The sequence below is a fragment of the Parvibaculum sp. genome (assembly GCF_035325945.1).
Taxonomy (GTDB): Bacteria; Pseudomonadota; Alphaproteobacteria; order Parvibaculales; family Parvibaculaceae; genus Parvibaculum.
Window position 1 is genome coordinate 1 of record NZ_DAOKYX010000004.1, and the last position, 25,992, is coordinate 25,992.

General features: G+C 64.6%; 26 protein-coding genes and 1 pseudogene. 12 read left to right on the forward strand and 15 right to left on the reverse strand.

Annotated features, from left to right (window positions below; translation table 11 throughout):
• From recA to PKA57_RS03735, 8 genes are all read right to left on the reverse strand, one after another.
• Positions 1 to 655 (reverse strand): recombinase RecA (gene recA / locus PKA57_RS03700; RefSeq protein ID WP_324297621.1); only part of this gene is annotated, 655 nt, incomplete at its 3' end.
• Between the two features lie 168 nt (positions 656 to 823).
• Complete coding sequence (locus PKA57_RS03705; RefSeq protein WP_324297623.1) at positions 824 to 3,376, reverse strand: ATP-binding protein; 2,553 nt, start codon at positions 3,374 to 3,376, stop codon at positions 824 to 826.
• Positions 3,377 to 3,464: 88 nt separating this feature from the next.
• Positions 3,465 to 4,547 carry a flagellar biosynthesis protein FlhB gene (flhB, locus tag PKA57_RS03710; RefSeq protein WP_324297625.1) on the reverse strand — a complete coding sequence of 361 codons (1,083 nt, stop codon included), beginning with the start codon at positions 4,545 to 4,547 and terminating at the stop codon, positions 3,465 to 3,467.
• A gap of 16 nt (positions 4,548 to 4,563) precedes the next feature.
• Entirely contained in the window at positions 4,564 to 5,325 is a 762-nt protein-coding gene (gene fliR / locus PKA57_RS03715) for a flagellar biosynthetic protein FliR (RefSeq protein WP_324297627.1), read from the reverse strand.
• Positions 5,326 to 5,354: 29 nt separating this feature from the next.
• A complete protein-coding gene (gene fliQ / locus PKA57_RS03720) occupies positions 5,355 to 5,618 on the reverse strand; it encodes a flagellar biosynthesis protein FliQ (RefSeq protein ID WP_324297629.1) in 264 nt (87 codons plus the stop codon).
• Between the two features lie 50 nt (positions 5,619 to 5,668).
• Positions 5,669 to 5,992, reverse strand: a complete 324-nt coding sequence (locus tag PKA57_RS03725) for a flagellar hook-basal body complex protein FliE (RefSeq protein ID WP_324297631.1) — start codon at positions 5,990 to 5,992, stop codon at positions 5,669 to 5,671.
• Positions 5,993 to 6,004: 12 nt separating this feature from the next.
• Positions 6,005 to 6,415 (reverse strand): flagellar basal body rod protein FlgC, encoded by a 411-nt coding sequence (flgC, locus tag PKA57_RS03730; protein WP_324297879.1) that lies wholly within the window; start codon positions 6,413 to 6,415, stop codon positions 6,005 to 6,007.
• A 21-nt stretch (positions 6,416 to 6,436) separates the two neighbouring features.
• On the reverse strand, positions 6,437 to 6,865 hold the full coding sequence (locus PKA57_RS03735) for a flagellar basal body protein (RefSeq protein ID WP_324297633.1): 429 nt from the start codon (positions 6,863 to 6,865) through the stop codon (positions 6,437 to 6,439).
• Positions 6,866 to 7,152: 287 nt separating this feature from the next.
• On the opposite strand from PKA57_RS03735, the gene PKA57_RS03740 reads away from it, so the two are divergent.
• Both PKA57_RS03740 and fliP read left to right on the forward strand, forming a co-directional pair.
• Positions 7,153 to 7,509 carry a hypothetical protein gene (locus tag PKA57_RS03740; protein WP_324297636.1) on the forward strand — a complete coding sequence of 119 codons (357 nt, stop codon included), beginning with the start codon at positions 7,153 to 7,155 and terminating at the stop codon, positions 7,507 to 7,509.
• Between the two features lie 71 nt (positions 7,510 to 7,580).
• Complete coding sequence (fliP, locus tag PKA57_RS03745) at positions 7,581 to 8,270, forward strand: flagellar type III secretion system pore protein FliP (RefSeq protein ID WP_324297881.1); 690 nt, start codon at positions 7,581 to 7,583, stop codon at positions 8,268 to 8,270.
• Between the two features lie 215 nt (positions 8,271 to 8,485).
• On the opposite strand, the gene PKA57_RS03750 is transcribed toward fliP, so the two are convergent.
• The 5 genes from PKA57_RS03750 to PKA57_RS03770 form a co-directional block, all read right to left on the reverse strand.
• The gene (locus tag PKA57_RS03750) at positions 8,486 to 11,950 is read right to left on the reverse strand and encodes a hypothetical protein (protein WP_324297638.1); all 3,465 of its coding nucleotides are present in this window, start codon (positions 11,948 to 11,950) and stop codon (positions 8,486 to 8,488) included.
• A 165-nt stretch (positions 11,951 to 12,115) separates the two neighbouring features.
• Complete coding sequence (locus tag PKA57_RS03755) at positions 12,116 to 12,877, reverse strand: FlaA (protein ID WP_324297640.1); 762 nt, start codon at positions 12,875 to 12,877, stop codon at positions 12,116 to 12,118.
• Between the two features lie 12 nt (positions 12,878 to 12,889).
• Complete coding sequence (locus tag PKA57_RS03760; protein WP_324297642.1) at positions 12,890 to 13,363, reverse strand: DUF6468 domain-containing protein; 474 nt, start codon at positions 13,361 to 13,363, stop codon at positions 12,890 to 12,892.
• On the reverse strand, positions 13,360 to 14,499 hold the full coding sequence (fliM, locus tag PKA57_RS03765; protein WP_324297644.1) for a flagellar motor switch protein FliM: 1,140 nt from the start codon (positions 14,497 to 14,499) through the stop codon (positions 13,360 to 13,362). The genes PKA57_RS03760 and fliM overlap by 4 nt, the downstream gene beginning before the upstream one ends.
• A 30-nt stretch (positions 14,500 to 14,529) precedes the next feature.
• Complete coding sequence (locus PKA57_RS03770) at positions 14,530 to 15,024, reverse strand: flagellar basal body-associated FliL family protein (RefSeq protein WP_324297646.1); 495 nt, start codon at positions 15,022 to 15,024, stop codon at positions 14,530 to 14,532.
• A gap of 297 nt (positions 15,025 to 15,321) precedes the next feature.
• On the opposite strand from PKA57_RS03770, the gene flgF reads away from it, so the two are divergent.
• The 4 genes from flgF to flgH are packed head-to-tail and all read left to right on the forward strand — an operon-like array spanning position 15,322 to position 18,708.
• Positions 15,322 to 16,074, forward strand: coding sequence for a flagellar basal-body rod protein FlgF (flgF, locus tag PKA57_RS03775; RefSeq protein ID WP_324297649.1), 753 nt, complete (start codon positions 15,322 to 15,324; stop codon positions 16,072 to 16,074).
• Positions 16,075 to 16,113: 39 nt separating this feature from the next.
• The gene (gene flgG / locus PKA57_RS03780; RefSeq protein ID WP_324297651.1) at positions 16,114 to 16,899 is read left to right on the forward strand and encodes a flagellar basal-body rod protein FlgG; all 786 of its coding nucleotides are present in this window, start codon (positions 16,114 to 16,116) and stop codon (positions 16,897 to 16,899) included.
• A gap of 3 nt (positions 16,900 to 16,902) precedes the next feature.
• On the forward strand, positions 16,903 to 17,910 hold the full coding sequence (gene flgA, locus PKA57_RS03785) for a flagellar basal body P-ring formation chaperone FlgA (RefSeq protein WP_324297653.1): 1,008 nt from the start codon (positions 16,903 to 16,905) through the stop codon (positions 17,908 to 17,910).
• A 42-nt stretch (positions 17,911 to 17,952) separates the two neighbouring features.
• On the forward strand, positions 17,953 to 18,708 hold the full coding sequence (gene flgH / locus PKA57_RS03790) for a flagellar basal body L-ring protein FlgH (protein ID WP_324297655.1): 756 nt from the start codon (positions 17,953 to 17,955) through the stop codon (positions 18,706 to 18,708).
• Between the two features lie 84 nt (positions 18,709 to 18,792).
• Here the strand turns inward: flgH and dksA are convergent, their stop codons facing one another.
• Positions 18,793 to 19,209: an RNA polymerase-binding protein DksA gene (dksA, locus tag PKA57_RS03795; protein ID WP_324297657.1), complete on the reverse strand. Its 417-nt coding sequence runs from the start codon at positions 19,207 to 19,209 to the stop codon at positions 18,793 to 18,795.
• A gap of 167 nt (positions 19,210 to 19,376) precedes the next feature.
• Complete coding sequence (locus tag PKA57_RS03800; RefSeq protein ID WP_324297659.1) at positions 19,377 to 19,796, reverse strand: flagellar assembly protein FliX; 420 nt, start codon at positions 19,794 to 19,796, stop codon at positions 19,377 to 19,379.
• Positions 19,797 to 20,062: 266 nt separating this feature from the next.
• On the opposite strand from PKA57_RS03800, the gene PKA57_RS03805 reads away from it, so the two are divergent.
• The 6 genes and pseudogenes from PKA57_RS03805 to PKA57_RS03830 form a co-directional block, all read left to right on the forward strand.
• A complete protein-coding gene (locus PKA57_RS03805; protein WP_324297661.1) occupies positions 20,063 to 21,202 on the forward strand; it encodes a flagellar basal body P-ring protein FlgI in 1,140 nt (379 codons plus the stop codon).
• Entirely contained in the window at positions 21,202 to 21,513 is a 312-nt protein-coding gene (locus PKA57_RS03810; RefSeq protein ID WP_324297663.1) for a rod-binding protein, read from the forward strand. The genes PKA57_RS03805 and PKA57_RS03810 overlap by 1 nt, the downstream gene beginning before the upstream one ends.
• Positions 21,510 to 21,983: a hypothetical protein gene (locus PKA57_RS03815; RefSeq protein WP_324297665.1), complete on the forward strand. Its 474-nt coding sequence runs from the start codon at positions 21,510 to 21,512 to the stop codon at positions 21,981 to 21,983. Before PKA57_RS03810 ends, PKA57_RS03815 begins: the two co-directional genes overlap by 4 nt.
• Before the next feature lie 98 nt (positions 21,984 to 22,081).
• The gene (locus tag PKA57_RS03820) at positions 22,082 to 24,028 is read left to right on the forward strand and encodes a tetratricopeptide repeat protein (RefSeq protein WP_324297667.1); all 1,947 of its coding nucleotides are present in this window, start codon (positions 22,082 to 22,084) and stop codon (positions 24,026 to 24,028) included.
• A gap of 399 nt (positions 24,029 to 24,427) precedes the next feature.
• Complete coding sequence (locus PKA57_RS03825; RefSeq protein ID WP_324297670.1) at positions 24,428 to 25,534, forward strand: flagellin; 1,107 nt, start codon at positions 24,428 to 24,430, stop codon at positions 25,532 to 25,534.
• Between the two features lie 189 nt (positions 25,535 to 25,723).
• A pseudogene (locus PKA57_RS03830) lies at positions 25,724 to 25,992 on the forward strand (ABC transporter substrate-binding protein); the annotation flags it as partial.

A 25,992-nucleotide genomic window follows, 5' to 3' on the forward strand; every position in this document is an offset into this window, starting at 1 on the left:
TGCCGAACATCACGCCGATCTTCATGCGGATCTGGTTGATGAAGATCACCATGGTGTTCGACTTGGAGATCGAAGCGGTGAGCTTGCGGAGCGCCTGGCTCATGAGCCGCGCCTGAAGGCCGGGCAGCGAGTCGCCCATCTCGCCCTCGAGTTCGGCCTTGGGCGTCAGCGCCGCAACCGAGTCGACGACGAGCACGTCCACCGCGCCGGAGCGGACCAGCGTGTCCGCGATCTCGAGCGCCTGCTCGCCCGTATCGGGCTGGGAGATGAGAAGATCGTCGAGCGCGACGCCGAGCTTGCGCGCATAGACGGGATCGAGCGCATGTTCCGCATCGACGAAGGCGCAGACGCCGCCCTTCTTCTGGGCTTCGGCGATGGTCTGCAGCGCCAGCGTCGTCTTGCCGGAGGATTCGGGACCGTAAACCTCGATCACACGACCGCGGGGAAGACCGCCAATGCCGAGCGCGATGTCGAGGCCGAGCGAGCCCGTGGAAATCGCCTCGATCTCCACCACCTGCTCGTTCTTGCCGAGCCGCATGATCGAGCCCTTGCCGAACGAGCGTTCGATCTGGCTGAGAGCGGCTTCGAGGGCTTTCTGCTTGTCCATATCGTTCCTGTCGCCCTTCTCAACGAGCTGAATCGTCGGTTTCGACATCCCGGTTCCCCTTATTTCATGCTGGCCTGGCCGAAGCAATCAAGGGTTAATGTACCGGTTTTGTTCCGCCTGGCAATATGAAATTTAAGATATTGATTTTAAATCGGAATTCAAGACAAGTTCGGCAGATGTTCACGCCGCCGCCAACATGGTTGCCGTGAATCACCCTCACCCGCCCATCATCTCCTTCACCGCCGCCGCGAGCTGCTTCAGCGAAAAGGGCTTGGGCAGGAAGTGGAACTCCTGATCGGGGTCGAGGCTCTTCTCGAAGGCATCCTCCGCGTAACCCGAAACGAAGATGACCTTCGCGCCCGGAAGCCGCGCCCTCAGCTCCTTGATCATGGTGGGGCCGTCCATGTTCGGCATCACCACGTCGGAGACAACGAGATCGATCTGGCCCTTGAAGCCCTCGACCAGCGCGATGGCCGCCTCGCCGCTTTCGGCCTGCAGCACCTCATAGCCGCGCGTGGTGAGCGCGCGGGCGGCGAAGGTGCGCACCGCATCCTCGTCCTCGACGAGAAGGATCGTGCCCTTGCCGGTGAGATCCGCGGGCTCGGCTGCGCTTGCGGCCGCCGCTGCCTCCGCCTCGGCCTTCGCCTCCGCCGGCGTTTCGAAATAGCGCGGCAGATAGATGCGGAAGGTCGTGCCCTTGCCGACCGTCGAATAGAGGAAGATGAAGCCGCCGGTCTGCTTCACGATGCCATAGACGGTCGAAAGCCCGAGGCCCGTGCCCTTGCTCGGGTCCTTGGTGGTGTAGAAGGGCTCGAAGATCTTGCCGTGATTTTCCTTCGGAATGCCGACGCCCGTATCCGCGACCTCGATGAGCACATATTCGCCGGGCGGCATCAGCGCGTGGTCGAGCGCGCGGCTGTCCTCCTCCGACACATTCGCCGTGCGGATCGTCAGCCTGCCGCCATCCGGCATCGCGTCGCGCGCATTGACGGCGAGGTTCATGATGACCTGCTCGATCTGGTTCTGATCGACCTTGACGAGGCCGAGATCGCGGCCATGAACGATCTTGAGTTCGACCTTTTCGGTGAGAAGACGCGAGAGAAGGTTCTGAAGCTCGGCAATCGCATCGGTGAGCGAGAGGACCTTGGGTCGCAGCGTCTGCCGGCGCGAAAAGGCGAGAAGCTGGCGGGTGAGGTTCGCCGCGCGGTTCGCGTTCTGCTTGATCTGCATGACATCGGCGAAGGATGGATCGCCCGCCTGGTGCCGCGCCAGCAACAGATCGCAAAAGCCGATAATGGCCGTCAGCAGGTTGTTGAAGTCATGCGCGACACCGCCCGCGAGCTGGCCGATGGCCTGCATCTTCTGCGACTGGGCGAATTGCAGCTCGAGCGATTTCTGCTCCGTCGCGTCGATGAGATAGATGACGGTCGAGCCGCCATCCTCGCCCATATCGACCCGGCTCGCATAGAGAAGCCCCACGCGCTCGGAACGGTTGACGGGCCGCACCTCGATGGGCGGGCCTGAAAGCGTGCCCGCCTGCGCCCTGCCGAGCACTTCCTCGACGCCCGGCCGGTCGTCCTCGGCCACGAGGCCGGCGAGGTTCGCGCCGCGCTCCACATCGCCGACATAGGAACGAAAGGCGCTGTTCGCATTGTCGATCCGGCCTTCGCGATCGACCGTGGCGATGCCGATGGGCGCATTGTTGAAGAAACGCGCGAAGCGCCGCTCGGCGTCGCGCATCGTTTCCTCCGCCTCGTCCGCGGTCGCGCGGTCGAGCACCATGGCGCAGATCATCGGCTCGCGACCGGCGCCGCGCGAAACCTGCGTCTGCACGATGCGGACCGGCATGACGCGGCCATCGCCCGCGCGCAGATCGACATCGAGCGTGGCGGTGCCGTCGAGCGCCGACGCACGGGGAAGCCCGCCCGGACCGCCCGCCGCGAAATCGGCCAGCGTCGTGCGCCGCTCCGTGGCGCGGTCGGGCTCGATACCGAGCCAGCCCGCCAGCCGCGCATTGATGAAGGTGATCTCGCCATTCGCCTCGGCGACGTAAAAGCCGATCGGCGTCGCCGACATGAAGTCCATGACGCTCTGCCACTGGCGTTCCGCGATCTCGACGCGCTCGCGCTCCATGGTGAGGTCGCGCAGCAGCCACACCGCGCCGCCCTCCTCCCCGCTCAGCGGCCGCACCACGATCCTGAAAACGCGCTCCACCGCGCCCGCGCGCGGCGAGAAGCGAACCTCCTCCTCGCCGGCAAAGCCCGTCCGCCCCATCTGGGTGAGGCGGAAGAGCGTTTCGGCAAGGCCGTCGCGTCCGGCAAGCAGGCGCTCGAGCGGCGCCGGCCGCTCGGCATGAGCCGTGCCGAGCAGGCTTCGATAGGCTTCATTGGCGAAGATCACCGCGCCGCGCCTGTCGGTCACGTAGCAGGGGTCGGGGAGCGCGTTGAGCGCCTCGCCCGCCGCGAGCGGCGCCCGGCTGAAGGCCTCGCTCCCGCTCATTCCAAGCCCGAAGATGAGAACGCCCGCCGCGCCGATCACGCCCATGACGGTCAGCGCGCCGCTCACGCCGAAGGCATGGAGGCCGAAAGCATCGAGCAGCGTCGCCGCGAGGCCGAGCCCCGCGCCGGCGAGAATGACGAGACGCCGCCCGGATGGCAGCGCCGCAAACACGCCACCCTGCGCGTCGCCATCCGACGCGACGCTGCCGCCACGGGCCTCTGCCGCCGCCGGACGCTCCAGCTCCGGCAATTCGGCCGGTATTTCGCTCATCGGCATTCCCCCGAAGCCGCCCCCGCTGCCCGGCTCACGCCGAGCTCCGATCCGGAATTATGAATTTTGCGCGCCGCGAGGGCGCGAATCAATTGGCCCTGCCCCGTCCGGCGATCTTAGCCTTAAGCCGCATCACATATCCAATGACCTCGGCGACCGCCTTGTAGTGATCCGGCTGGATTTCCTGGTCGATCTCGACCGAGGCATGGAGCGCGCGGGCGAGCGGGGGGTTCTCGACCACGGGCACACCGTTCGCCTCCGCAACCTCGCGGATCTTGAGGGCGATGGCGTCGAGGCCCTTGGCGACGCAGACGGGCGCGCCCATGCCCTTCTCGTATTTCAGTGCGACGGCGTAGTGGGTCGGGTTCATGATGACGACGGTCGCCTTCGGCACATTGGCCATCATGCGCTTGCGGCCGCGCTCGATGCGCAACTGGCGGAGCTTGGCCTTGACCGTCGGGTCGCCTTCCATCTGCTTGTATTCGTCCTTGATCTCCTGAATGGACATGCGCTGCTTCTTGAGCCACTGGAAACGCTCGAAGAGGTAGTCGAGCGCCGCGACGACCGTCATGACGGCGATCACGCCGCCGAACATCTTGAGCGCCAGCGCCTTGACGAGCGGCAGCAACAGCGAGACGTCCCACGTCATCATGAGGCCGAACCGGTCGCGCTCCGGCCAGATCAGCAGGAAGACGACACTGCCGACGAGCACGAACTTGATCATGCTCTTGAGGAGATTGACGAGGCTCTTGGGTCCGAACAGGCGCTCGAGCCCCTTTATCGGCGAGAGCTTGGAGAAGGAAGGCTTCATGTTCTCGCCGGTAAAGACCGGCGCATGCTGGAGAAGGTTGCCCGCCATCGCCGCGACGATGAGCACGCCAAGCGGCAGCGCCATGGCCCCGAAAACCACCATGCCGAGATGCAGGATGACGCCGCGAAGATGATCACGGTCCATCGGGATCGCCTCGGGCGAGATCAGGAACACCTTGAGCGCATCCATGATCGTCCCGGCCGACGACGTGCCCATGAGGCCGACCGCCATGGCGCCACCCATCATCACGAACCAGGCATTGATCTCCTGGCTCTTGACGACGTCGCCGCGCTTTTGTGCGTCTTCTAGCTTTTTGCCTGTTGGTTCTTCTGTCTTTTCGGAATCGTTCTGTTCGGCCATGGCGCCCCCTCCCGCGTCACTGCACGAACACGGCCATCGTCTGCTCGAAGCCCTGCAGGAACCACGTCATCATGGCGCCGAGAAGCAGGAAGAGCAGCGCGAAGCCGAGGCCGATATTGCCCGGCATGGCGATGAAGAAGATCTGGATCTGCGGCATGAGCCGCGAAAGGATTCCGAGACCGAGATAGAAGATGAGACCGAAGACGAGGAAGGGCGCGGAAAGCTGCACCCCGAGCGTGAAGGCGCCGGAAACGGCCTTGACCGCCATCTCGAGAAAATCACCGACGGGAAAGGACGCGCCCGGCTCGAAGATGAGATAGCTGTCGCGCATCGCCGCGATCAGCAGATGATCGAGATCGGCCGCGAAGATGAGCGCCACCGCAAGCAGCGAGAGAAAGGACGCTACCATCGCGCCCTGCGTTCCTTGGGTCGGATCGACGCTCTGCGCGAATGAAAGCCCCGTCTGCATGCCGATGATATTGCCCGCGACCTGCAGCGCGCTCATGATGAAGCGCGCCGAAAGCCCGATGAAAAGCCCGATGAGGATTTCGCCGATCACAGCCATGGCGAGCCCCGGAACGGTCGAGGGGATCGAGCCATAGGCGCCGGAGACAAGCGGCATCATCACGGCGGTCATGACGAGCGCGAAAACGAGCCTCACACGCGAGGGCACGGACACTTCGCCGAGCGCGGGCAGCAGCATGATCATGCTGCCGAGACGCGAAAAGACGAGCATGAAGATGAAGCCCGTCTGCGGCAGGATTTCGATCGTGATCATGCGGCGTCCGCCCCCGGCCCTTCCCGGCTCTATCCCGCGACGATCTTCTGCGCGATGAGGTGCATGTAGCCCGCGAGCGACTGGCCCATGAAGGGCAGCGCCACGAGCATCACCAGAAAGATCGCGACGATCTTCGGCACGAAGACGAGCGTCATTTCCTGCACCTGCGTCAGCGCCTGCAGAAGCGCGATGGCGATGCCGACGACGAGCGCGACGATCATCATCGGTGCGGAAACCGAGAGCAGCACATAGATGCTCTGGCGCGCGAGGTCGAGCACTTCAGGTCCGGTCATGATTTTCTTCTCTTCCCCGCTTCGTCAGATCGGCTTTCCGCGATGCCGCCTCAGATCGGCATCTTCATGATGTCCATATAGGCGGCGATCACCTTGTCGCGCACCGCAACGACCGTCTGGAGCGTCGTCTCGGCTTCGGCCACCGCCGTCACCACATCGACGAGGCTTCCATCCTTGCTCGCGGCGGAAGCGGCCATCTGGCGCTCGCTCGTCTTGCCGACATCGACGCCGTCATTGATGGCCTTTTCGAGAAAATCCCCGAAGCCGCCTGCGCCTGCGGCCTGCTTGGCCGCGCCCGCCTGCGGGGCGGCGCCGCCGCCCATTCCGGCAGCGCGGGCATAGGCGTTGAGGGCGACTGAAGCTGGAATGGTCATGAACCGCTCCCCTTACTTTTTCAGGATGTCGATCGTCTGCGAGATCATGCGACGCGACGCCTGAATGAGATTGAGATTGGCCTCGTAGCTCCGCTGCGCCTCGCGCATGTCCATGGCTTCGACGAGGCCGTTGACGTTCGGCAACTTCACATAGCCATTGGCGTCGGCGGCGGGGTGGCCCGGCATGTATTTGAACTGGAAGTCCGAATTGTCGAGGACGGGCCTTCCGAGCTTCACTGTCTGCGTGCCGAGCGAGCGGTCGAGGCTCTCTTCAAAGGTGGGGAGCTTGCGTCGATAGGGATCGCCGCCCGGGGTCTTCGCGGTCGAATCCGCGTTGGCGATGTTTTCCGCGATGATCCGCATGCGGCCGCTCTGGGCCTTGAGGCCCGAAGCCGCCACCATCATCGACTTGAGAAGGTCCATGGCGCTCATGACGAGCCTCCCTCAACCGTTGCCGATGGCGAGGCGGATGAGACCGAGGCTCTTGGAATAGAGGCTCGTCACCGTCTCGTAATCCATCTGTGTCTGCGCGACCTTGATCATCTGGTCCTCGAGCACGACCGAATTGCCGTCCGGCGTCGTCTCGAAGTCCGGCGCCTTGGCCCGCTCGCCGCCCCGCGCCTGGCCAAGATTGAGGCCTGCGGCCGTGCCCGCGACGGGCGAGCCTATATGCATGCTGCTTGTGGCGACGGGCGCGAGCTTCGGTCCGCTCGCATCCACCATCGCGCCGAAATCGAGTTCTTTCAGATCCTTCGCCGCGTAGCCCGGCGTATTGGCGTTGGCGACATTCTGGGAGAGCACCTGCTGGCGCTCGGTCAGCCAGTGCAGGCGCTGCTTCATCATCGTGAAGATGGGGAGATCGCCGATCGACATGGTCGCGTGCCCGTTTGAAGACCGTCCGTACTCCCCTTCTGGGCGTTTTCGGCGGCGCTCTCAAAATCTGTCGCAAGCCACGCATTCCTTGGCGGCAGGGTCAGTTTTGCCGCGTATCGTTAAAATCGTCCTAACGCGGCAAAAATGACCGGGTACGGTAAGAAAGCCCTAACCACCGAAAGCCGCCCTTTCTCTGGGCCTTAACCTGAAATTAAGCACGATCCCGGCAAATTGTGCCCAGGGTGGGTGATCCGCTTCGGGACACCCGGGGGCAATCGGGCTGGGCCATGGACCTTACAGAGATATTCCGCTTCGCGGCGGCGCTCGCCTTCATCATCGGACTGATCGGGGTTTGCGCCTATGGCGCCCGTCGCCTCGGCCTCGCGACGGGAGGCTTCTCCGCCCCCGGCGCGCTGAAGCGCCTCGCCATCAGCGAGGTCAAGGTGATCGACGCCAAGCACCGGCTCGTTCTCATCCGTCGCGACGGCAAGGAGCATCTCATCCTGCTCGGCGCCGAACAGGCCCTGCTCATCGAGAGCGGCATCGACGCTCCGGTGATGGAGGCAGCGCCCGACACCGCGGCGCCCGCTCCCACACTTCAGTTCCAGCGCATCGTCGATTTCATCAAGGAGCGCCGCGCGTGACCTCTCCGATCCAGAACGCCTCGCGCCGCTGGCCTCTTGCCGCAGGGCTCACCGTTGCCCTCGCCGCCTTCCTGCTTTCAGGCCCCGCCCTCGCGGACACGATCAAGGTCGATCTCGCCGACAATTTCGGCCTGACCGATCATATCGTTCAACTCGTCGCCCTGATCACGGTGCTGAGCCTCGCACCGTCGATCTTCATCATGGTGACGTCCTTCGTCCGCATCGTCGTGGTGCTCTCGCTGCTTCGCACGGCCATGGGCCTCCAGCAATCGCCGCCCAACGCCGTCATCGTCAGCCTCGCGCTCTTCCTTACCGCCTTCGTCATGACGCCGACCTTCACCCGCGCCTATCATGACGGCATCGAGCCGATGATGAACAAGCAGATCGAGCTTGGCGAAGCGTTCACGAAGACGAGCGAGCCCTTCAAGGATTTCATGCTCACCCAGGTTCGCAAGCAGGACCTCAAGCTCTTCGTCGATCTCTCCAAGACGCCCGAGCCCGAGGAGGCCGAGGACCTTCCACTTCAGGTCGTCGTGCCGGCCTTCATGCTGAGTGAGCTTCGCCGCGCCTTCGAGATCGGCTTTCTCATCTTCCTGCCCTTCATCGTCATCGATCTGGTCGTGGCCTCCGTCCTCATGTCCATGGGCATGATGATGCTGCCGCCGGTGATGATCTCGCTGCCGTTCAAGCTGATCTTCTTCGTGCTGGTGGACGGATGGGCGCTGATCGCGGGAAGCCTCGTCCAGAGCTTCGGCACCTGACCGGCAAGTCCGGGGCGGACATTGAGGGAAAGCAGCATTCTTTAGCTGTCGTCCCGGGATCCAGGGCCACACACTCCGAACCCGCCGCTCTGGACCCCGGATCAAGTCCGGGGTGACAGTGGAGTTTGCGGAACGGCAATCTTACTTGATCGGCCTCCCGGCCTGCGCCAGGAGAGGCAAGTCCGGGATGACAGCGGAAACTCCGAACGCTCCGATCAGTTACTCGCGACGGGCGTCCCGTCGATCGCGGAGATCCTGTCCGGCTTCTTCAGCGAATTGACGAAGCGCTCCATCGCGTTCACTGACGCGATGCGGCTCGCAAGCTCGCGGAACGCGATGCCCTGCCGTTCGATCGGCTCCGTCACGACGGCAAAGGCGCTCGCATCGGCCGTGTCCGCCATGCGGGAGCCGAATTTCGTCCGCATACGTTCGAGGCCCGCCTCGTCATTGCCGAGCGAATAGGCGATGGCGCCACGCATGATCTGGAAGCGCTCATCGGCGCCGAGCGCCCGTTCCCCGCCGGCATTGGCGAGCAGCGCTTCCGCCGCCTGCCCCGCCTCCTCCCAGCGCTGCGCCTCCCAGAACACATCCGCCCTGAGCGTGCTTGCGGCCGCCCCCGGCATCTCCGAGAGCAGATCGAGCGCGAGATCGTACTTCTTGATCGAGGCCAGCGCGCGCGCCTCGATCAGACGGCGTTGCAGGTCGAGATCCTCCGGCAACTGGTTCTGGTTCGTCGAACGGATGGCCTTGAGCGCGCTTTCGGGCTTCTCATCGAGCAGATAGACGGTGGCAAGACGCGCCGCGACCTGCGCCTTGGCGACGCCGCCCACAAGCCGCTTTTCGATCTGGTAGCTCAGAAGCTCGGCGGCCTGCGGCAGAAGATCGACCGAAACAAGCCGCTCCGCCAGATGCCGGATGAGTTCGTCTCCCCTGCGCCCTATCGGCGTGAGATCCTGAAAATCGTGATAGACGGCCAGCGCCTGCACGGCCGGAATCTTGTCCGCATATCCGTCGATGAAGAAGCTCGCGAAAATGTCCGGCATCCGGGCGCCGAGAGCATGCGCCCCGTCGTCATGCGGAAAATTCAGAGTCGCGACATGCATGACTCTGAGAGCGGAAAGAATGTCGTCCTGCTTCAGGCGCAGCTCCGCGAGCTTCGTCAGTATTTCGAGTTCCGCATCGTCGCCGCGCCACATCATGCGAAGCTCGTCGAGTTCGCTCGCGAGCTTCGCGTCGGAGAGCTTGCCACTCTTGTTGAGCATGAGCGCCCTTGCGAAACGCGCGCGCACGACGAAGGGCCGCACATTCGTCTCGATCACGCGATCGTAAGCCTCCGCCGCTTCCACGGGCCGCTGAAGGCTCTCGATCGCCTTCGCCTGCAGATAGAGACGTTCCGCTTTCAGCTCGCGGTTCTCGATATGCGCCGGCAGATGCTTCAGGTGAATCTGCATGCCCGTGATGTCGTTCATCGCGAGATCGACCCGCGCCGCCGTCAGGCGCATCAGCGTTGCATATTCGGAGCCCATTCCATCCATGAAGGGCCCTGCCAGCCTGAAATCCTTTCGCGCAGCTTCGGTCTGGCCGAGCCCGGCGCGCGCCAGCGCACGCCAGGCGGCTGCGGCGGGCTCCATGGCAAGCGCATTGATCGAAAGGTCGGCGATGGCTTCGGGATTGCGATGGGCCATCACATTGGCGACGCCGCGCAAGGCGTGGAACGAGGGGTTTTCCTCGAGCTTCTGATCGACATCGCGCGCCATTTCGATCTGCGTCAGCGCCTCGATGCCGAGCCCGTTCGCAACGAGGAAGCGGGCATAATCCATCCTCGCTCCCGCGACGCTGCGAATGTCGGCAAGCGCAACGCGCCGCTCACGCGCCTTGCGGTCCTCGATGAAATTTCCGCTTCCCCGCCATGTGACAAAATCCATGGCGGCGGGCGATCCGGCGCCATCCGCGTCGGTCCGTTCCGCGTTCGCATCGGCCGAAAGCGTGAGCCCGTTCTTGCGCGAAACGACCACGGCGTCCGACGCCGTGGCGACGTTGAGATCGTCGGCGACGCGCATGATGGCAAGGCCCTGAGCCGTCGCCAGCGCCTGAAACTCGATGAAGCTGCGCGGCGTCTGCATCGCCTGCACGGGCCCGAACGCCGTTGCGACGTCGAGCGTATCGCGCGCCGTCGGATCGGGAACCCTGAGAACCTTACGCGCGCCCTTGAGGGCGAAGCTGACGATGCCCTGGCCCGTGTCGAGCCAGTCTCGCGTGACCGCGATGGGCCGACCTATGCTGGCGAGCGTCTCGCCAACCGTGACCTGCCATTTGGTCTCGAACTGCCGCACGCCGACGAGCGGATGCTCATCAAGGATCGGAACGGCGATGGCAACGCCGCCATCCACAGGGATCTCGGCCGGTGCGCCGAGCCGCGAGGGCGAAGCGGTCTTGAACCGTGAAAGATCGAGCGCCATCGTCTTGTCGAAAACGATCCAGAGCGTGCTCGCCCGCATGAAAACGGCGGCGCCCGTCGGGCTGTCCCAGGGAAAGTCGATCTCCGTCCGGTCATGTTGGTCGCGCACCATGACCTCGAGCGCCTGATGCGGCTCCGCTTGCGCAGTGGCGACAGCGGCATCATGAGCGGGCTCATCGCGGGCAGGTACAGCAGGTGCGGCAGCCTCGGGCTTCGGAGCGGGCGATGGCGCGGGCGGCGGCACGTCCGGTGAAGCTTGTGCGGGCGTCGCGGCCGGCGCATCGGCGGCCGCCGAAGGCAGGATCGATTTCGGGCCGCGGCTCTCGGCGGGCTCGGCCGGTTTCGTTGCGGGCTCCGATAACGTCTGCCCCTCGCTGCCGTGTTGCGGCGGCGGCGCGGGCTTCAGATCGAGAACGATGCCCAGATCCTCGCGAAAGTCGCTGACGGTGACGCCCGGCGCGAGTTTCAGGAAAACGGAGAGCCGTCCGTCGCGCTCCTGCGCGGTGATGGACTGGAGATAAGGAGGTGGATTGACGCGGATGGCGGCAAGCGCAACCTTGGCCGTCCGGTCGAAGGTGACGGTCGCGGAGCCCTCCTGCTGGGCAAGCGAGTAGAGCACCGGCTGGTTCCAGTCGAAGACGAGGCGCGTCATGCCGTCATGCCGCGCGACGCGGACACTGAGCCCCGGCGACGGCGCGCCGGGCTCGACGACGCCGCGCTGCTTGTTCAGCCGCGCTTCCTCATCGGCCTTGCGCCGCGCCTCCTTCGCCGCCGCGATACGCGCAAGCACATCGGCAGGCAACGGCGGCGGCGCTCCCGCCCATGATTTTGGCAGCAGGTCGACATAAAGGCTGTTCTCGACCTGCCGGACATTCGTCCAATAGTCGAATTTGAGCGCAAGCCGCAGCGTCTTGCCGTCATTGTCCTGCCGCGCCATGGCGACATAGTCCGGCATCTGCCGCATGAATTCGTTGAGATCGACGACGAAGGGCTTGTCGAAGGTGACGACGAGAACGCCCGTCGCCACCGCCACCTTGTGCGCGGGCACGCCGCCCGGCCAGGTGAGCACGATGCGGCCATAGCCGCCCGCCTGCGAGAAACCCGTCGCAAGGGTCGTCGCGGCGCGGGCCGGCAATGCGGCGAAGGCCACGCACACGGCAAGGATCGCCGCCGCGCCCAGCGCACGCGCCACACTCAGGCGTTGGCGAGGAATGCCGTTCACGCTACGCCGCCTCTGCCCATTTCGTCAGGCCCCGATCATGAAGTTCCGGCGCTCCCCCCGCGCCCGCAGAAACGCGCGCAAGGACGCTCACCCTTGAACCGGGCAGCATAAGCAGGCGTGGTTAAGTGACGTTTAAGTTTGGAGGCCGGGGCGGGCGAAATATCCTCAGCCGGGCTGGCCCGGAACGCCCTGCCCGATCGTGGGCGCAACCGCCTGTGGCGCCGGTGCAGGCGCGGCGGGCTGGGCGGCTGGGGCCGCGCCGTTCTTCGCGTTGCCGTTCTTTCCGCCATCGGCGTCCTGAAGCTCGTTGCCCGTCGCAAGCTCCACGGTGAGGTCCTGCGCGGTCACGGGGTCCATCGCCGCGAGCACGGCCGCCATCTTGCGCGGCTCCATCCGCCGCGCGACATCGATGAGCACCCCCATGTCAAGGCGCTCGAAGATGCGGGCGGCCTCCTTGGGCTTCATCGTCTCATACATCTTGACGACACCGGCCAGTCGCTCCTCGTTGCGCTTGTCGTTGTCGGAGATCTGCTGGTTGATCCGCGCCTCGACTGCCTTGAGTTCGGCGATCCGGTCCTCCAGCTTCTTCTCGGCCGCGCGAACGAGCTGCTCGCGCATGTCGAGGTCCCTGGCGCGCTTCTCGAGTTCGTCGTGGCGCGCGGAAAGACTTTCGAGGACGGTAGCCTCGGAAGCGCTGACCTTCGGTTGGTTGAGCTGCTTCGTCTGCTGGTCGAGCTGGGCCTGCGCTTCCGCCGTCGCCGACTTGCCGGTCACCTCGCCGCCCGCCTCGGCCTTCTGCTCGCTTGCCCGCGCTGGCGAGATCGCGCCGATCTCATCGGCGCCAACGGCCAGATGCATGACCTTGAGCCCGAGCAGGAGCCCGGCACAGAGCATAACAGTCGGCAGAAGGCGAAGACGTTCGAGCATGTTTCCGGTGCCTCAGCGCGCGCGCTTCAGAAGATCGAGCAAGGGATGGGACACGGAAGCGGTTTTCGTCTCTCTCTGAGCCGCCGGTGCCACCTGCCTCGGCCCTGCCGCGGGCTGAAGCTGCGGCGCCGCCTTGGCGGGCATGGGCGGCGGCGGCATGCGGCGCTGTTCGAGCGGCGCGCTCAGCCGGTCGGCGATGCGATTGCCCGCCTCCACCATCAGTCCCAACTCGTCGGCAAGCGCCCGGCCGCGCTTGACCTGCTCGCCAAGCGCCTGGCCCGTCGCGTCGGTCGCCTCGCGCAGCCGCGCAATCGCGCCCGCCGCCTGCTCGGTCGCGACCGAAAGCTCGCCGATCAACTGGCGCAAGCCATCCTGCCCCGAGCGCATGGCGCGCAGCCGCTTGTCGAGCGTCGCGCAATACCCGATCGTCGCGGCAAGCAGCACGCACACAATCGCCTCGAGCATCAGATCAATCGGCAAATTCATTTGCGCACTCCCGCCGTTTCCGCGCCGCCCGGCGCCGCATTCGTGATGGCCGCGCGAACCGCATCGACGCGATTTGGCTTCTTGATCCCGTTCTCGATCCGCACGGCGACATTGTTGCCCATGCGGCCGATGCGGCCCGATGCGAGCGACACCCCACCGCAACGCATCTCGACCAGCGCGTCGGGCCCGTTGTTCAGCATGAGCGTCTGCCCGACCTTGAAATCCATCACTTCGCGCAAGCTCATCTTCTGCTCGTCGAGCACGGCTTCGATGGGGATTTCGGTGGACCAGAGTTCCGTCGCCAGATGGCTTTCCCAGATCGAGTCACGGCCGAACTTCTCGCCCATGAACATCTGGAGAAGCAGTTCGCGGATCGGCTCCAGCGTCGCATAGGGAAGCAGCATCTCGATGCGCCCGCCCCGGTCCTCCATGTCGATACGGAGCTTGACGAGGATCGCGGCATTTGCGGGCCGCGCGATCGCGGCGAAACGCGGGTTCGTCTCCATCCGGTCAAGCTCGAAGGTGATCGGCGACAGGGGTTCGAAGGCGGCCTTCGCATCCTGCAGCACGACCTCGATCATGCGCTGGACGAGATTGAGTTCGATGGTCGTATAGGGCCGCCCCTCGATGCGCATCGCGGCAGTGCCGCGCCGCCCGCCGAGAAGCACGTCGACGATCGAATAGATGAGGTTCGAGTCGACCGTGAACATGCCGTAATTGTCCCACTCCCGCGCACGGAAGACGGCGAGAATGGCGGGCAGCGGGATCGAATTCAGATAGTCGCCGAAGCGGATCGACGAGATGTTGTCCAGGCTGACTTCGACGTTGTCGGAAGTGAAATTTCTGAGCGAGGTCGTCATCAGGCGCACGAGCCTGTCGAAGACGATCTCGAGCATCGGCAGGCGTTCATAGGAGACGAGCGCCGAATTGATGATGGCGCGAATGCCGGTGCGTTCGACATTCGCGTCATTATCCATCTCGAAGCCGAGAAGACTGTCGATCTCGTCCTGATTGAGCACGCGCTCCGGCGCGGTGCGGAAGGACGGCACCGCCTGTTCCTGCTCCGACTCCATGGCGTCCATCGCTTCCATCGCGGCAGCCATTTCGTCCTGATCGATATCGTCGGCGTCGGCCATGAATTCCAAAACCCTGTCGGACGGTGCGTCTTACTGGACGATGACTTCCTTGAAGAGGATGTCCGTGACTATGGGCGGCTGAACCGCCAGATTGATGCGCCGCATCAGTTCTTCCTTGACACGGAGCATGCCTGCCGAACCGTCGAGATCTTCCGTCCTGAGTTCGCGGAGGAAGATCTGGAAGCTGTCGAGCACGCGCGGAAGCTCCTTTTCGAGCCGCGCGGCGGCTTCCTTGTCCGTCACCTGCAGCGCCACCTTCATCTTGAGGAAGTGCTGCGGCGCCGGCCCGCTGAGGTTCACGAGAAAATCCGGCAGATCGTAGAAAACCGGCTCGGCGATTTTCGGCTTCTCTTCTTCATGTCCGCCGAACATGCCGGACATGTAGATGCCCCCGCCCGCTCCGATAAGAAGCAACAGCGGAAGTGCGATATAGAGAACAAGAACCTTTCCGCTCAGCTTGCGCTTCACGGGCGCGGCTTCTTCTCCACCCTCGTCTTCGGAAAGATCGGCGTCGATCGCAGCCATTCTGCCCACCATGCCCACCGGCAAGCCCCCGCCGGTTCGATTGAATGCGCCCTATCGCGGAAACCCGTTGGAAACCATGATCCGGACGCAGGCAAATCCTTGCCGATTTTAGTTAATGAAGCGTTGCGAACCGTGGCGCAGGCGGCAAGAACTGCCCGGTAAAGCCTGCCACGGCGCGCCGCCACGCCATCCGATCATCGCTGCAAGTCATTGAAATACATGGGCTTCATGCGTGGCACGCACCCTGCACATGGAAAGCCGGAAAAACCGGAGCACCCGCAGGGATCGCCAGCCGACATGGACAACGCACTTCTCATAGGCCTTTCGCGGCAGACCGCCATGATGCGGGAGATGTCCGTCGTCGCGAGCAACCTCGCTAATGTGAACACGACGGGCTACAAGTCGCAGAGCATGCTCTTCGACCAGTATCTGATGCCGGTCGCGAGCGAGCAGAGCCCCGACAAAACGCTGACCTTCGTTCAGGATTACGGCCATTTCCGCAACCTCGCCGATGGCGAGATGCGCGCGACGGGAAATCCGCTCGATGTCGCGATCAATGGCGAGGGCCTGTTCAAGGTGCAGACGCCGCAGGGCGTGCGCTACACGCGCGACGGGCACTTCCAGCTCGACGACACGGGCCAGCTCGTTACCTCGCAGGGCTATCCCGTCCTCTCCGATGCCGGGACGCCCATCACCTTCGCCATCGACGAAGGCCACATCACCATCGCCCGCGACGGAACGATCACGACGACGCGCGACGGCATCAGCGCCTCCGAGCAGCAGCGCGGCAAGCTCGCGCTTGTGAGCTTTCCCAACATGCAGTCGCTGAGGAACGAGGGCGACAATCTCTACGTCACCGACGAGCCGGAGCAGCCGGCCGCGAATACGCGCCTCATTCAGGGTTCGCTCGAAGGCTCGAACGTCAAGCCGATCGTCGAGATGACGAACATGATGGAAATCCTGCGCTCCTATCAGAGCGCGCAGAATCTGGTGCAGTCGGCCGACGACATGCGCCGCCAGGCCATTTCGCAAATCGGAAGCCCGGCTTAAGCCCGGCCTCCACATCGAACGGAAACCGAGGACAGTCACATGCAGTCGCTCAGCATCGCCGCCACAGGCATGATGGCCCAGCAGCTCAATGTCGAGGTGATCTCGAACAACATCGCCAATATGAGCACGTCGGGCTTCAAGCGTCAGCGCGCGGAGTTTCAGGACCTGCTCTATCAGAACCTGCGCCGCGTCGGCACCAATTCGTCCGACACCGGCACCATCGTTCCCTCGGGCGTGCAGATCGGCCTCGGCGTAAAGACCGGCGCCGTCTACCGCATCATGTCGCAGGGCGACATGAACAACACCGGCAACAAGCTCGACCTCGCCATTCAGGGCCGCGGCTATTTCCGCGTGCAGCTTCCGAGTGGCGAGGACGCCTACACCCGCGCCGGCAATTTCCAGCTCAGCCCGCAGGGCCAGATCGTGACATCCGACGGCTACACCGTGCAGCCCGGCATCACCATTCCGCCGACGGCAACCGACATCACCATCAGCAAGGACGGCCAGGTCCAGGCGACCATCCCCGGCCAGACCACGCCGCAGATTGTCGGCCAGCTCGAACTCTCCGTCTTCCAGAACGAAGGCGGCCTCGATCCGCAGGGCGACAATCTCTTCCTCGAAACGGCGGCGAGCGGCGCGCCGACGACCGGCGCCCCCGCCTCGACCGGCTTCGGTAGCCTCCAGCAGGGCTTCCTCGAAACCTCCAACGTCAATGCCGTGACCGAAATCTCGGATCTCATCACCGCGCAGCGCGCCTATGAGATGAATGCCAAGGTCATCACCGCTTCCGACGAGATGATGTCGGTCGCCTCGAACCTGAAGTAACGGATGAAACCGATGCGCGCCGCCATGCACCTCGCCAAACGCTCCGCCGCTCTCGCACTCGCATCGGCGCTCGCAAGCGCCGCGCTGGTCTTGCCCGCCCGCGCCGCCGAGCTTCGCACGGACGTGACCGTGACGGAGAATGTCGTGACGCTGGGCGATCTCTTCGATGGCGCGGGCGATGCCGCGCGCATCGTCGTTGCCGATGCGCCCGCCCCCGGCTTCACGAGCGACATTTCGATCTCGCGCATCTCGCTCGCCGCGCGACGCAGCGGCGTCGCCTGGCGCAATACCACGGGCCTCACCCATATCACCGTCGCGCGCGCCGGCACCGCCGTTCCCGAGCCCGAAGTCGCGGCGGCCGTTTCCTCGGCCATCATGGCGGCGACGCCCGCCCTTCCCGTAACGGCGAAGCTCCAGATCGATTTCGCGAACGGCCATGCAGGCGTTCAGGTCGGCATCGAGCAGCCGCTCTCGGTGAAGGTCGAGCAGATCGCCTTCAACGCCCGCACCGGCAGCTTCGACGCGCTTCTGCGCGCGCCCGCCAACGATCTCGCGAGCCCTCTGCGCCGCGTCTCCGGCCGCGCCTATCCGGTCCTCGACGTGCCGGTTCTGACGCGCGACGTCGCGCCGGGCGATGTGGTCCGCAGGCAGGATATCGACTGGATCAGGCTGCCCGCGAACCGCGTCAGCCAGAACATCATCACCGCCGAGGCGCAGCTCGTCGGCATGTCCCCGCGCTATCCCGTGCGTACGGGCGAGCCGCTGCGCATGAGCGACATCCAGCCGCCCGTCGTCGTCGCCAAGGGCGCGCAGGTGGACATGACCTATGTCTCCGGCGCGCTGACGCTCACCGCGCGCGGCCGGGCGCTGCAGAGCGGCGCCATCGGCGACACGGTCGACATTCTCAATCCCCGTTCCAACCGCACCGTGCAGGGCATCGTCGAAGGTCCGAACATGGTGAGGATCGAAGCCTTCGGCGCGCCCCGCGCCGCCGCCGAGCTGAAGTCCTGAGATCGCGCGCACGCGCCAGAAGTTTCGTTCATGAGGTTCAAGATGTTCGTTCGTACCGGAATTAACCGCCTCGCCGCCGCCATCGCCCTCTCCGCATCGCTTGCCGGATGCGGCGCGATCGACCGCATCGACAATATCGGCGCGGCGCCCGCGCTCGCCCCCATCGCCAATCCGACCACGACCCCCGGCTATCGCCCCGTGACCATGCCGATGCCCGCGCCCGAGCAGGTGTCCTATCAGCCCAATTCGCTCTGGCGATCCGGCTCGCGCGCCTTCTTCCGCGACCAGCGCGCCGCGAAGGTCGGCGACATTCTCACCGTCCTCATCAACATCGCCGACAGCGCCAAGGTCGACAACTCGACCCAGCGCTCGCGCGCCAATTCCGAGAATGCCGCCCTGCCGAAATTCCTCGGTGTCGAGACGAAGCTGAAAAACGTGCTGCCCGACGCCGTCGACCCGACGAGCCTCGTCGATGCGACGAGCAAGAGCGCGACCGCGGGCGCAGGCTCCGTCAACCGCAAGGAAAGCGTCGATCTCACCGTCGCCGCCGTCGTCACGCAGGTTCTGCCGAACGGCAATCTCGTCATCGAGGGCCGTCAGGAAGTGCGCGTGAACTTCGAGGTGCGCGAGCTTCTCATCAGCGGCATCGTCCGGCCCGAGGACATCTCGAACATCAACACGATCCAGCACACCCAGATCGCCGAGGCGCGCATCTCCTATGGCGGGCGCGGCCAGATCACCGATGTGCAGCAGGCACGTTACGGCCAGCAGCTCTACGACATCATCATGCCGTTCTAGGCGTCGCCAAGGCGTGCCCGAAAAGCAAAACGCGGCTCCGAAGGGGGCCGCGTTTTCCATGCCGGGGGACGCTGAAGGCGCGTCTCAATCGTCGCGATAAACCTTCTCGCGCCTTTCGTGGCGCTCCTGCGCCTCGATCGAAAGGGTTGCGATGGGGCGCGCGTCGAGCCGCTTCAGGCTGATCGGCTCGCCCGTCTCCTCGCAATAGCCGTAAGTTCCCTCCTCGATCCGGCGTAGCGCCGCGTCGATCTTGGCGATGAGCTTGCGCTGACGGTCACGGGTTCTGAGTTCGAGAGAGCGTTCGGTCTCGGTGGAAGCGCGATCTGCAAGATCGGGATGCTGAACCGTTTCTTCCTGTAGATGCTGAAGCGTTTCGCGGTTCTCGTGGAGGATGTCTTCCTTCCACTTCTCCAGCTTGCGGCGAAAATACTCACGCTGCCGTTTGTTCATGAACGGCTCGTCCTCAGACGGCGTATAGCCCTTGGGTAGGCGGACAACCATTCGCGGTGATCTCTCCTGACGCACACGGCTTGAAACGGGCCGGAGTATAGGGAGAGGGTTCACGATTCTCAACAGCTAACGAAAGCTGGAAAGAAGTGCGTTAACCTTATGAATTACAAGTGATTTTCTGCCCGGCAGCAGGCCGGGGAGGCATTGGCCGCGCTGGCTCAGCCCTTGGGGAAGGTGCCGAACTTCGCCAGCTCGACCCGCGCCCTGAGCTCGATATGGTCGAGAATTTCCGCCAGCCTGGGGTCGTCCGCGCGGCTCTGCTCGCCCTCAACGGCCCGCAGCAGCCGCTGCAGCTTCGATTGCGGAACCTGCCCGGCAAGCAGCGCCACCTTGATGTCGTCGAGCATGTCGAGCATCTGCTCGCCACGTTGAATGGCGCGCCTCGGCGAGGAGAGCGCGTCATCCGCTCCCTGAAGCGCGAGAAGTGAATCGACCGCCGCGAGCGATGCGATGCCCGCAAGCCCCGCAATTCCCCGGCCCTCTTCAGCGCCGTCCAGGGCAAAGCCCGAACCGCCCCGCATCGAGGCCGGGCGCTTGCCCGCCGTCTGACCCAGTTGCCGCGTATTGCCGATCTTCATGCCCATGCCCTCCGGAGCCGATCCGGAAAATGCTCCGGCGCCAGCATGGGGCCGGCATCCTTAATGCGGCGTTAAGCATGAACGAGCCCCCGGCAGATTTTGCCGCCACGCCGGAAGGAGGTGCCTCCCGCCGCCCCGATCTGCCGCCACCTCCGCGGACGGCGATCTGAAATACATGATTATTTTCAATGACTTGAAAAACAAGCGGGCATGGCACGGCTTTCGCTAGGCATGGGCCGTAGTCCCAGGTGTCAGACGGTCAGCTCATGTTCAGGCCCATCGCCCTTTCGTTCCGCTCCATCGCGAAGCTTCTTGCGCTGGCGTGCCTTCTCGCCTTCGCGCTGCCCGTCAATGCGGACGCCGCGTCGCGCATCAAGGACATCGTCGATGTCGAGGGCATTCGCGACAACCTTCTCGTGGGCTACGGCCTCGTCGTCGGCCTCAACGGAACGGGCGACACGCTCCGCAACGCGCCTTTCACGCAGCAGAGCCTGACCGCCATGCTCGAACGCCTCGGCGTCAACACGCGCGGCTCGCAGCTCAAGACCGCCAATGTCGCCGCCGTGATGGTCACGGCCAATCTGCCGCCCTTCGCGCCGCAGGGCTCGCGCATCGACGTGACCGTGAGCGCGCTTGGCGACGCGACCAACCTTCAGGGCGGCGTTCTTCTCGTCACGCCGCTCATGGGCGCCGACGGCCAGGTCTATGCCGTCGCGCAAGGCTCGGTCGCGACGGGCGGCTTCTCCGCCAAGGGCGAGGCTGCGTCCATCGTGCGCGGCGTGCCGACCAACAGCCGCATCGCCAATGGCGCCATCGTCGAGCGCGAAATCGAATTCAAGCTGGCGAACCTGAACTCGCTGCGCCTTTCGCTCCGCAATCCCGACCTCACCACCGCCGAGCGCGTGGCCGGCGCAATCAACACCTTTCTCGGTCAGCCCGCCGCGAATGCGAACAATCCGACGACCGTTCAGCTCACCGTGCCGTCCAGCTATTCCGGCAATGTCGTCAGCCTTCTGACGGATATCGAGCAGCTTCGTGTCGAGCCCGATCTTCCCGCGCGCGTCGTCATCGACGAGGCTTCCGGCGTGATCGTCATGGGCGAGGATGTGCGCGTGAGCCGCGTCGCGATCGCGCAGGGCAATCTCACCATCAGCGTCAACGAGACGCCGCAGGTGAGCCAGCCCGCTCCCTTCTCCAATACGGGCCAGACCACCGTCGTGCCGCGCACCAGCGTCAATGTCGAGGAAAGCAAGGGCCGCAAGCTCGCCTTCGTCGACGGCAGCATCAGCCTCAAGGAACTGGTGGACGGCCTGAACGCGCTGGGCGTCACGCCGCGCGACATGATCACCATCCTTCAGGCGATCAAGTCCGCCGGCGCCCTCCAGGCCGAAATCTCGGTGATGTGATGAGCATCGCAGCCGCAGCGCCCGCCCCTTCCGCTTTCGTGCAGGCCCAGACCAATGCCGCGCCCGCGCGCCGCGACGAGCGCGCCTGGGCCGCGGCGCAGGATTTCGAGGCGTCTTTCGTCTCGGTCATGTTCCAGACCATGTTCGAGGGCATCAAGAGCGACGGTCCCTTCAGCGGCGGACAGGGCGAAAACGTCTTCCGCTCCCTGCTGGTCGATGAATATGGCAAGCAGATGGCCCGCGCGGGCGGCATCGGCATCGCGGATCAGGTCTATAGCGAAATCCTCAAACTTCAGGAGCATGGCAGATGAGCGAGCCCCGCCGCGCCGCGGCCAATGAGCTTTCCCCCTCGGCCCTTGTCGAGCGCATGCTCTCCGTCACCGGCGAACTGACCGATGTGGTCGAGCGCGAAACCGCCTTCATCGAGGCGCGCGAGGCCCACAGGATCGCCGAGCTGCAGGCGCAGAAGACGAGCCTTGCCAATCATTACGCGATGGACGTGCAGGCCATCACCCTCAATCACGGGCTCATCGACCGGGCTCCCTCCGAGCAGGTGGCCCGCCTCAAATCCGCGATGCGGAAACTCGAGGACGCGCTGCGGACGAACGCGCTCGCGCTGTCGGCCGCCCGGTCGGTTTCCGAACGGATCCTCAAATCCGTCGCCGAGGCGATGAACGAGCGCAAGGCGCCGGTCCTCGGCTATGGGCGCGACGCCGCCGTCGCCCGCCCCGCCCCCGGCCAGGCGCATGGCGCCGCCATCGCCCTCGACGCCCGCGTCTGAGGTGCGCCTTTCGGGGTTCGCGTCCGGTCATTAACCGTTCGCTAACCACGATTTGAGACTAGTTGAGTGAGAGCGTGGGCATGAGGGGGCAACAGAGAATGTCGAAATCCGCAAGGTTGAAGCCGGCCAGGACCACCCCCATCGAGCGGGAACTCGACATCGGCGCCACGCTCCACCGCCAGGGCAAGCTCGAAGAGGCCGAAGCCCGCTACCGCACCGCCCTCCTCGCCAATCCCCGCCATCCCGGCGCGCTGCGCCTCATGGGCCAGCTCTGCGTTTCGAACAATTGTGGCGATCAGGCCATCGAATTCATCCGCCGCGCGGTCGAGCAGGACCCGAATTTCGCCGAGGCGCATGCCGACCTCGGGCGGCTCTACGCGCTCAAGGGCGAAAACCATCTCGCCATCTTTCATTATGACCGGGCCGCGCGTCTGAACCCGGCGGACAAGGAATCCCGCATCGAACAGGCGCGCATCCTGTCCGATCTCCTGGGCGACCATGCCGGGGCGCTTGCCATATATGAGAACCTCCTGCCCATCGCTTCGCACGACCCGCGCATCCATCGCGGCCGCGGCAAGACGCTGGCGGCGCTCGGGCGCAAGGACGAGGCCGCCGCCGCCATGCAGCGCGCCGTGAAGCTCGCGCCGGCAGACCCCCTCGTCGCTTATCATCAGGCGACGATCCTCACGGAGATCGGCCACAGGGAAGACGCGCTGAAGGCCTTCGAGCGCGCCCACGAGCTTGCGCCGTCCGATCACGACATACTTTTCAGCTTCGCCAACCTCGCCCGCGACATGGGCGAAACGCAGCGCGCCGTCGATCTCTTCAGCAAGGCGATCGAGGCCAGGCCCGACTTCGCCGAAGCCTACAGCAATCTCGGCAACATCCTCACCGACGAGGCAATGCTCGACGAGGCAATCGGCGCCGCCTATCAGGCGGTTTCGCTGAAGCCCGATCTCTTCCAGGCCTACAACAATCTGGGCTCGGCCCTGCAGACGGCCTTCAGGCCCTCCGAGGCGATCGAAGCCTATCGGCGGGGCCTCGAGCTTCGACCCACCGACGACGCCATGCTCTGGAACCTGTCGCTCTGCCTGCTGGCCATCGGCCGCATCGAGGAGGGATGGGATATTTACGGCTATGGCTTTGCCAGCGGCCAGCGCCAGCCCTATCGCCCCTTCCCCGGCCTTCTCTGGCAGGGCGAGAGCCTCAAGGGCAAGACCATCATGATCTGGCGCGAACAGGGCATCGGCGACGATCTTCGCTTCTCCACCTGCTTCCACGAAATCGTCGAGGAGGCCGGCCATGTCATCATCGAGACGGTCGAGCGCCTCGTGCCGCTCTATCAGCGCACATGGCCGCAGGCGACGGTGCGCACGGAAACCGGCAAGGCCACAGGCCTGCCCGCTCCTCACACCTGCGATGACGTCGATTTCGATGTGACGGCGCCCGCGGGCATTCTCGCCTCGCTCCGCCGCCGCAGCCTCGACGCCTTCCCCACGGCATGCCAACCCCTCGTCGCCGATCCGGAAAAGCGCGCCCGCGCCCGCGACTGGCTCGCGAGCCTCGGCGCCGGCCCCAAGATCGGTCTCACCTGGCGTTCGGGCCTGCGCAATCCGGTCCGCAACATCGTCGCGACCGAGCCCGCCGACTGGGCGAAGCTCGAGGAGATCGAAGGCGCGAAGATCATCAATCTCCAGTTCGGCGAGCCCGGCGAGGAGATTCGCGAGCTGGCGGAAAAGCTCGGCGTCACGATCCACCAGATGCCGGGCCTCGACACGCATGACGATCTCGACGGAACCGCAGCGCTCACGGCCGAACTCGACCTCGTGACGGGCCTTTGGAACGCCGCGACCGAGATGGCCGGCGCGCTCGGCGTGCCGGGCGTGGTCTACATGCCCAGCGCTCATCCGATGCAACTCGGCACGGGCCGCCTCCCCTGGCACCCGACGCTCCGCATCCATTCCGTGATGCCGGGCTTCGACCGCGAAGCCCTGACGCGCGACATTCTCGCGGACATCGGCACCCTTCTCGCTGCGCGCGGCTGAAGCCTCGCGCAGCGGCCCCGCGCGGCCGATCCCGGATAGTCCGGCCGGAAAAACCGCGCGAAGAGCCCCCGCCCGGCGAAATCCGCCCCGGCAAATCTTTCCCGCCCCCGGCACGGCCTGCCGCGTTTACCATACAAGCCCAAACTCAAGTCATTGTTTTTGCTTGATTTTTCATCTGGCACGCCCCTTGCGATCCATATGCGCAGTAGTGCGTTCATACGCAAGGAGCCAGATAAATGTTCCGCAGAAGGAAGACAGATCCAGCGCCAGCGGGTGCCATGCCCGAAACGGCAAACTGTGCCGAAGCGCGGAACGTTTACGTGAAATTAAGCATTAATTTTCAGTATGGCACTCGGGCCGGGTTGGAACACACCGGCGAAACCCCGGAGGGTAACTAAAATGGCTGATGTGGTTCTTTCAGGTGCGATGCGATCGAATCTGCTGAGCATGCAGAACACGGCAGCGCTCTTGGACCAGACGCAACAGCGCGTTGCGACCGGCCTCAAGGTCAACACCGCGATCGACAATCCCCAGTCCTTCTTCACGGCGCAGGGCCTCAACAACCGTGCATCCGATCTGAGCACGCTGCTCGACTCGATGGGGCTCGCCGTTCAGACGCTGAACGCGGCAAGCCAGGGCATCGACGCGATCCAGAAGCTCGTGCAGCAGGCCAAGGCCACCGCGACCCAGGCGCTGCAGACCACCGTGCAGGCGACGACGGGCAGCGAAGCGATCACGCCTCACAATTTCAGCGGCGCATCCGCCACGCTCGTCATCAAGGTCGGCAATCAGTCGGCCATCACGGTGACGCTGAACTCGAACATCGCCAGCGCAGGCGACCTGAAGACTGCCCTCTCCGGTCAGGTTTCCGGCCTCAACGTCAGCACCAGCGGCGGCGCGATCAAGTTCTCCGTGCCCTCCGGCGACAAGCTGGTGATCTCCGGCACGGCCATCGGTCAGGTGATCGGCACTGCGAGCACGCCCATCACCGCTGCGAACGGCACCAACCGTAACAAGCAGGTTGACGATTACAACGCCCTGCTCGACCAGATCGACCAGCTGGCGCAGGATGCGAGCTTCAACGGCATCAACCTGCTTCAGTCCGGCAGCAATCTGCTCGTCAACTTCAACGAGCACCAGACATCGCGGCTCAACATCGCCGGCACCAACATGTCGTCGACGGGCCTCGAGCTGAACAAGATCACCTATGCCGACTTCGCCGACAACGATCGCCTCAAGGCCGTTCAGGCTGCGGACGATCGGGCAACGCAGACGCTGCGAACCACGTCCACATCGTTCGCGTCGAGCCTGTCGGTCGTGCAGTCCCGCCAGGACTTCACCAAGCACATCATCAACACGCTGCAGACGGGTGCCGCGGGACTGACGCTCGCGGACACGAACGAGGAAGGCGCAAACCTTCTCGCGCTCCAGACCCGCCAGCAGCTCGGCATCTCGGCGCTCTCGATCGCCAATCAGTCGCAGCAGAGCATTCTCAAGCTCTTCTGATACCGCACACGAATCAGTATCGCGACGAACGGGGCCCCTGGAGGGCCCCGTTTCGTTTCAGGATTCTGGACCTCTTCCCTCTTTAGAAAAATTTGGAGCGCATTTTACCGGGCATTAATTCCTCGCGGAGCATGATCGCGTCCGAGCTCAGGATGAGCTGATCTAAACGTTCCTAGGAAAGGAAACACCATGTCCGGTATCACTCTTTCGGCTGCCGTCCGCCAGAACCTGCTGGCCCTTCAGAGCACGGCAGAGATGATGTCGCAGACGAACAACCGTCTCGCGACTGGCCTCAAGGTCAACACCGCCGTCGACAACCCGAACTCCTACTTCACGGCGCAGGGCCTCAACAACCGCGCTTCCGACCTTTCGACGCTCCAGGACGCCATGGGCCTCGCCGTGCAGACGGTGAACGCCGCCAGCAAGGGCATCGACGGCATCACGAAGCTCGTCGCTCA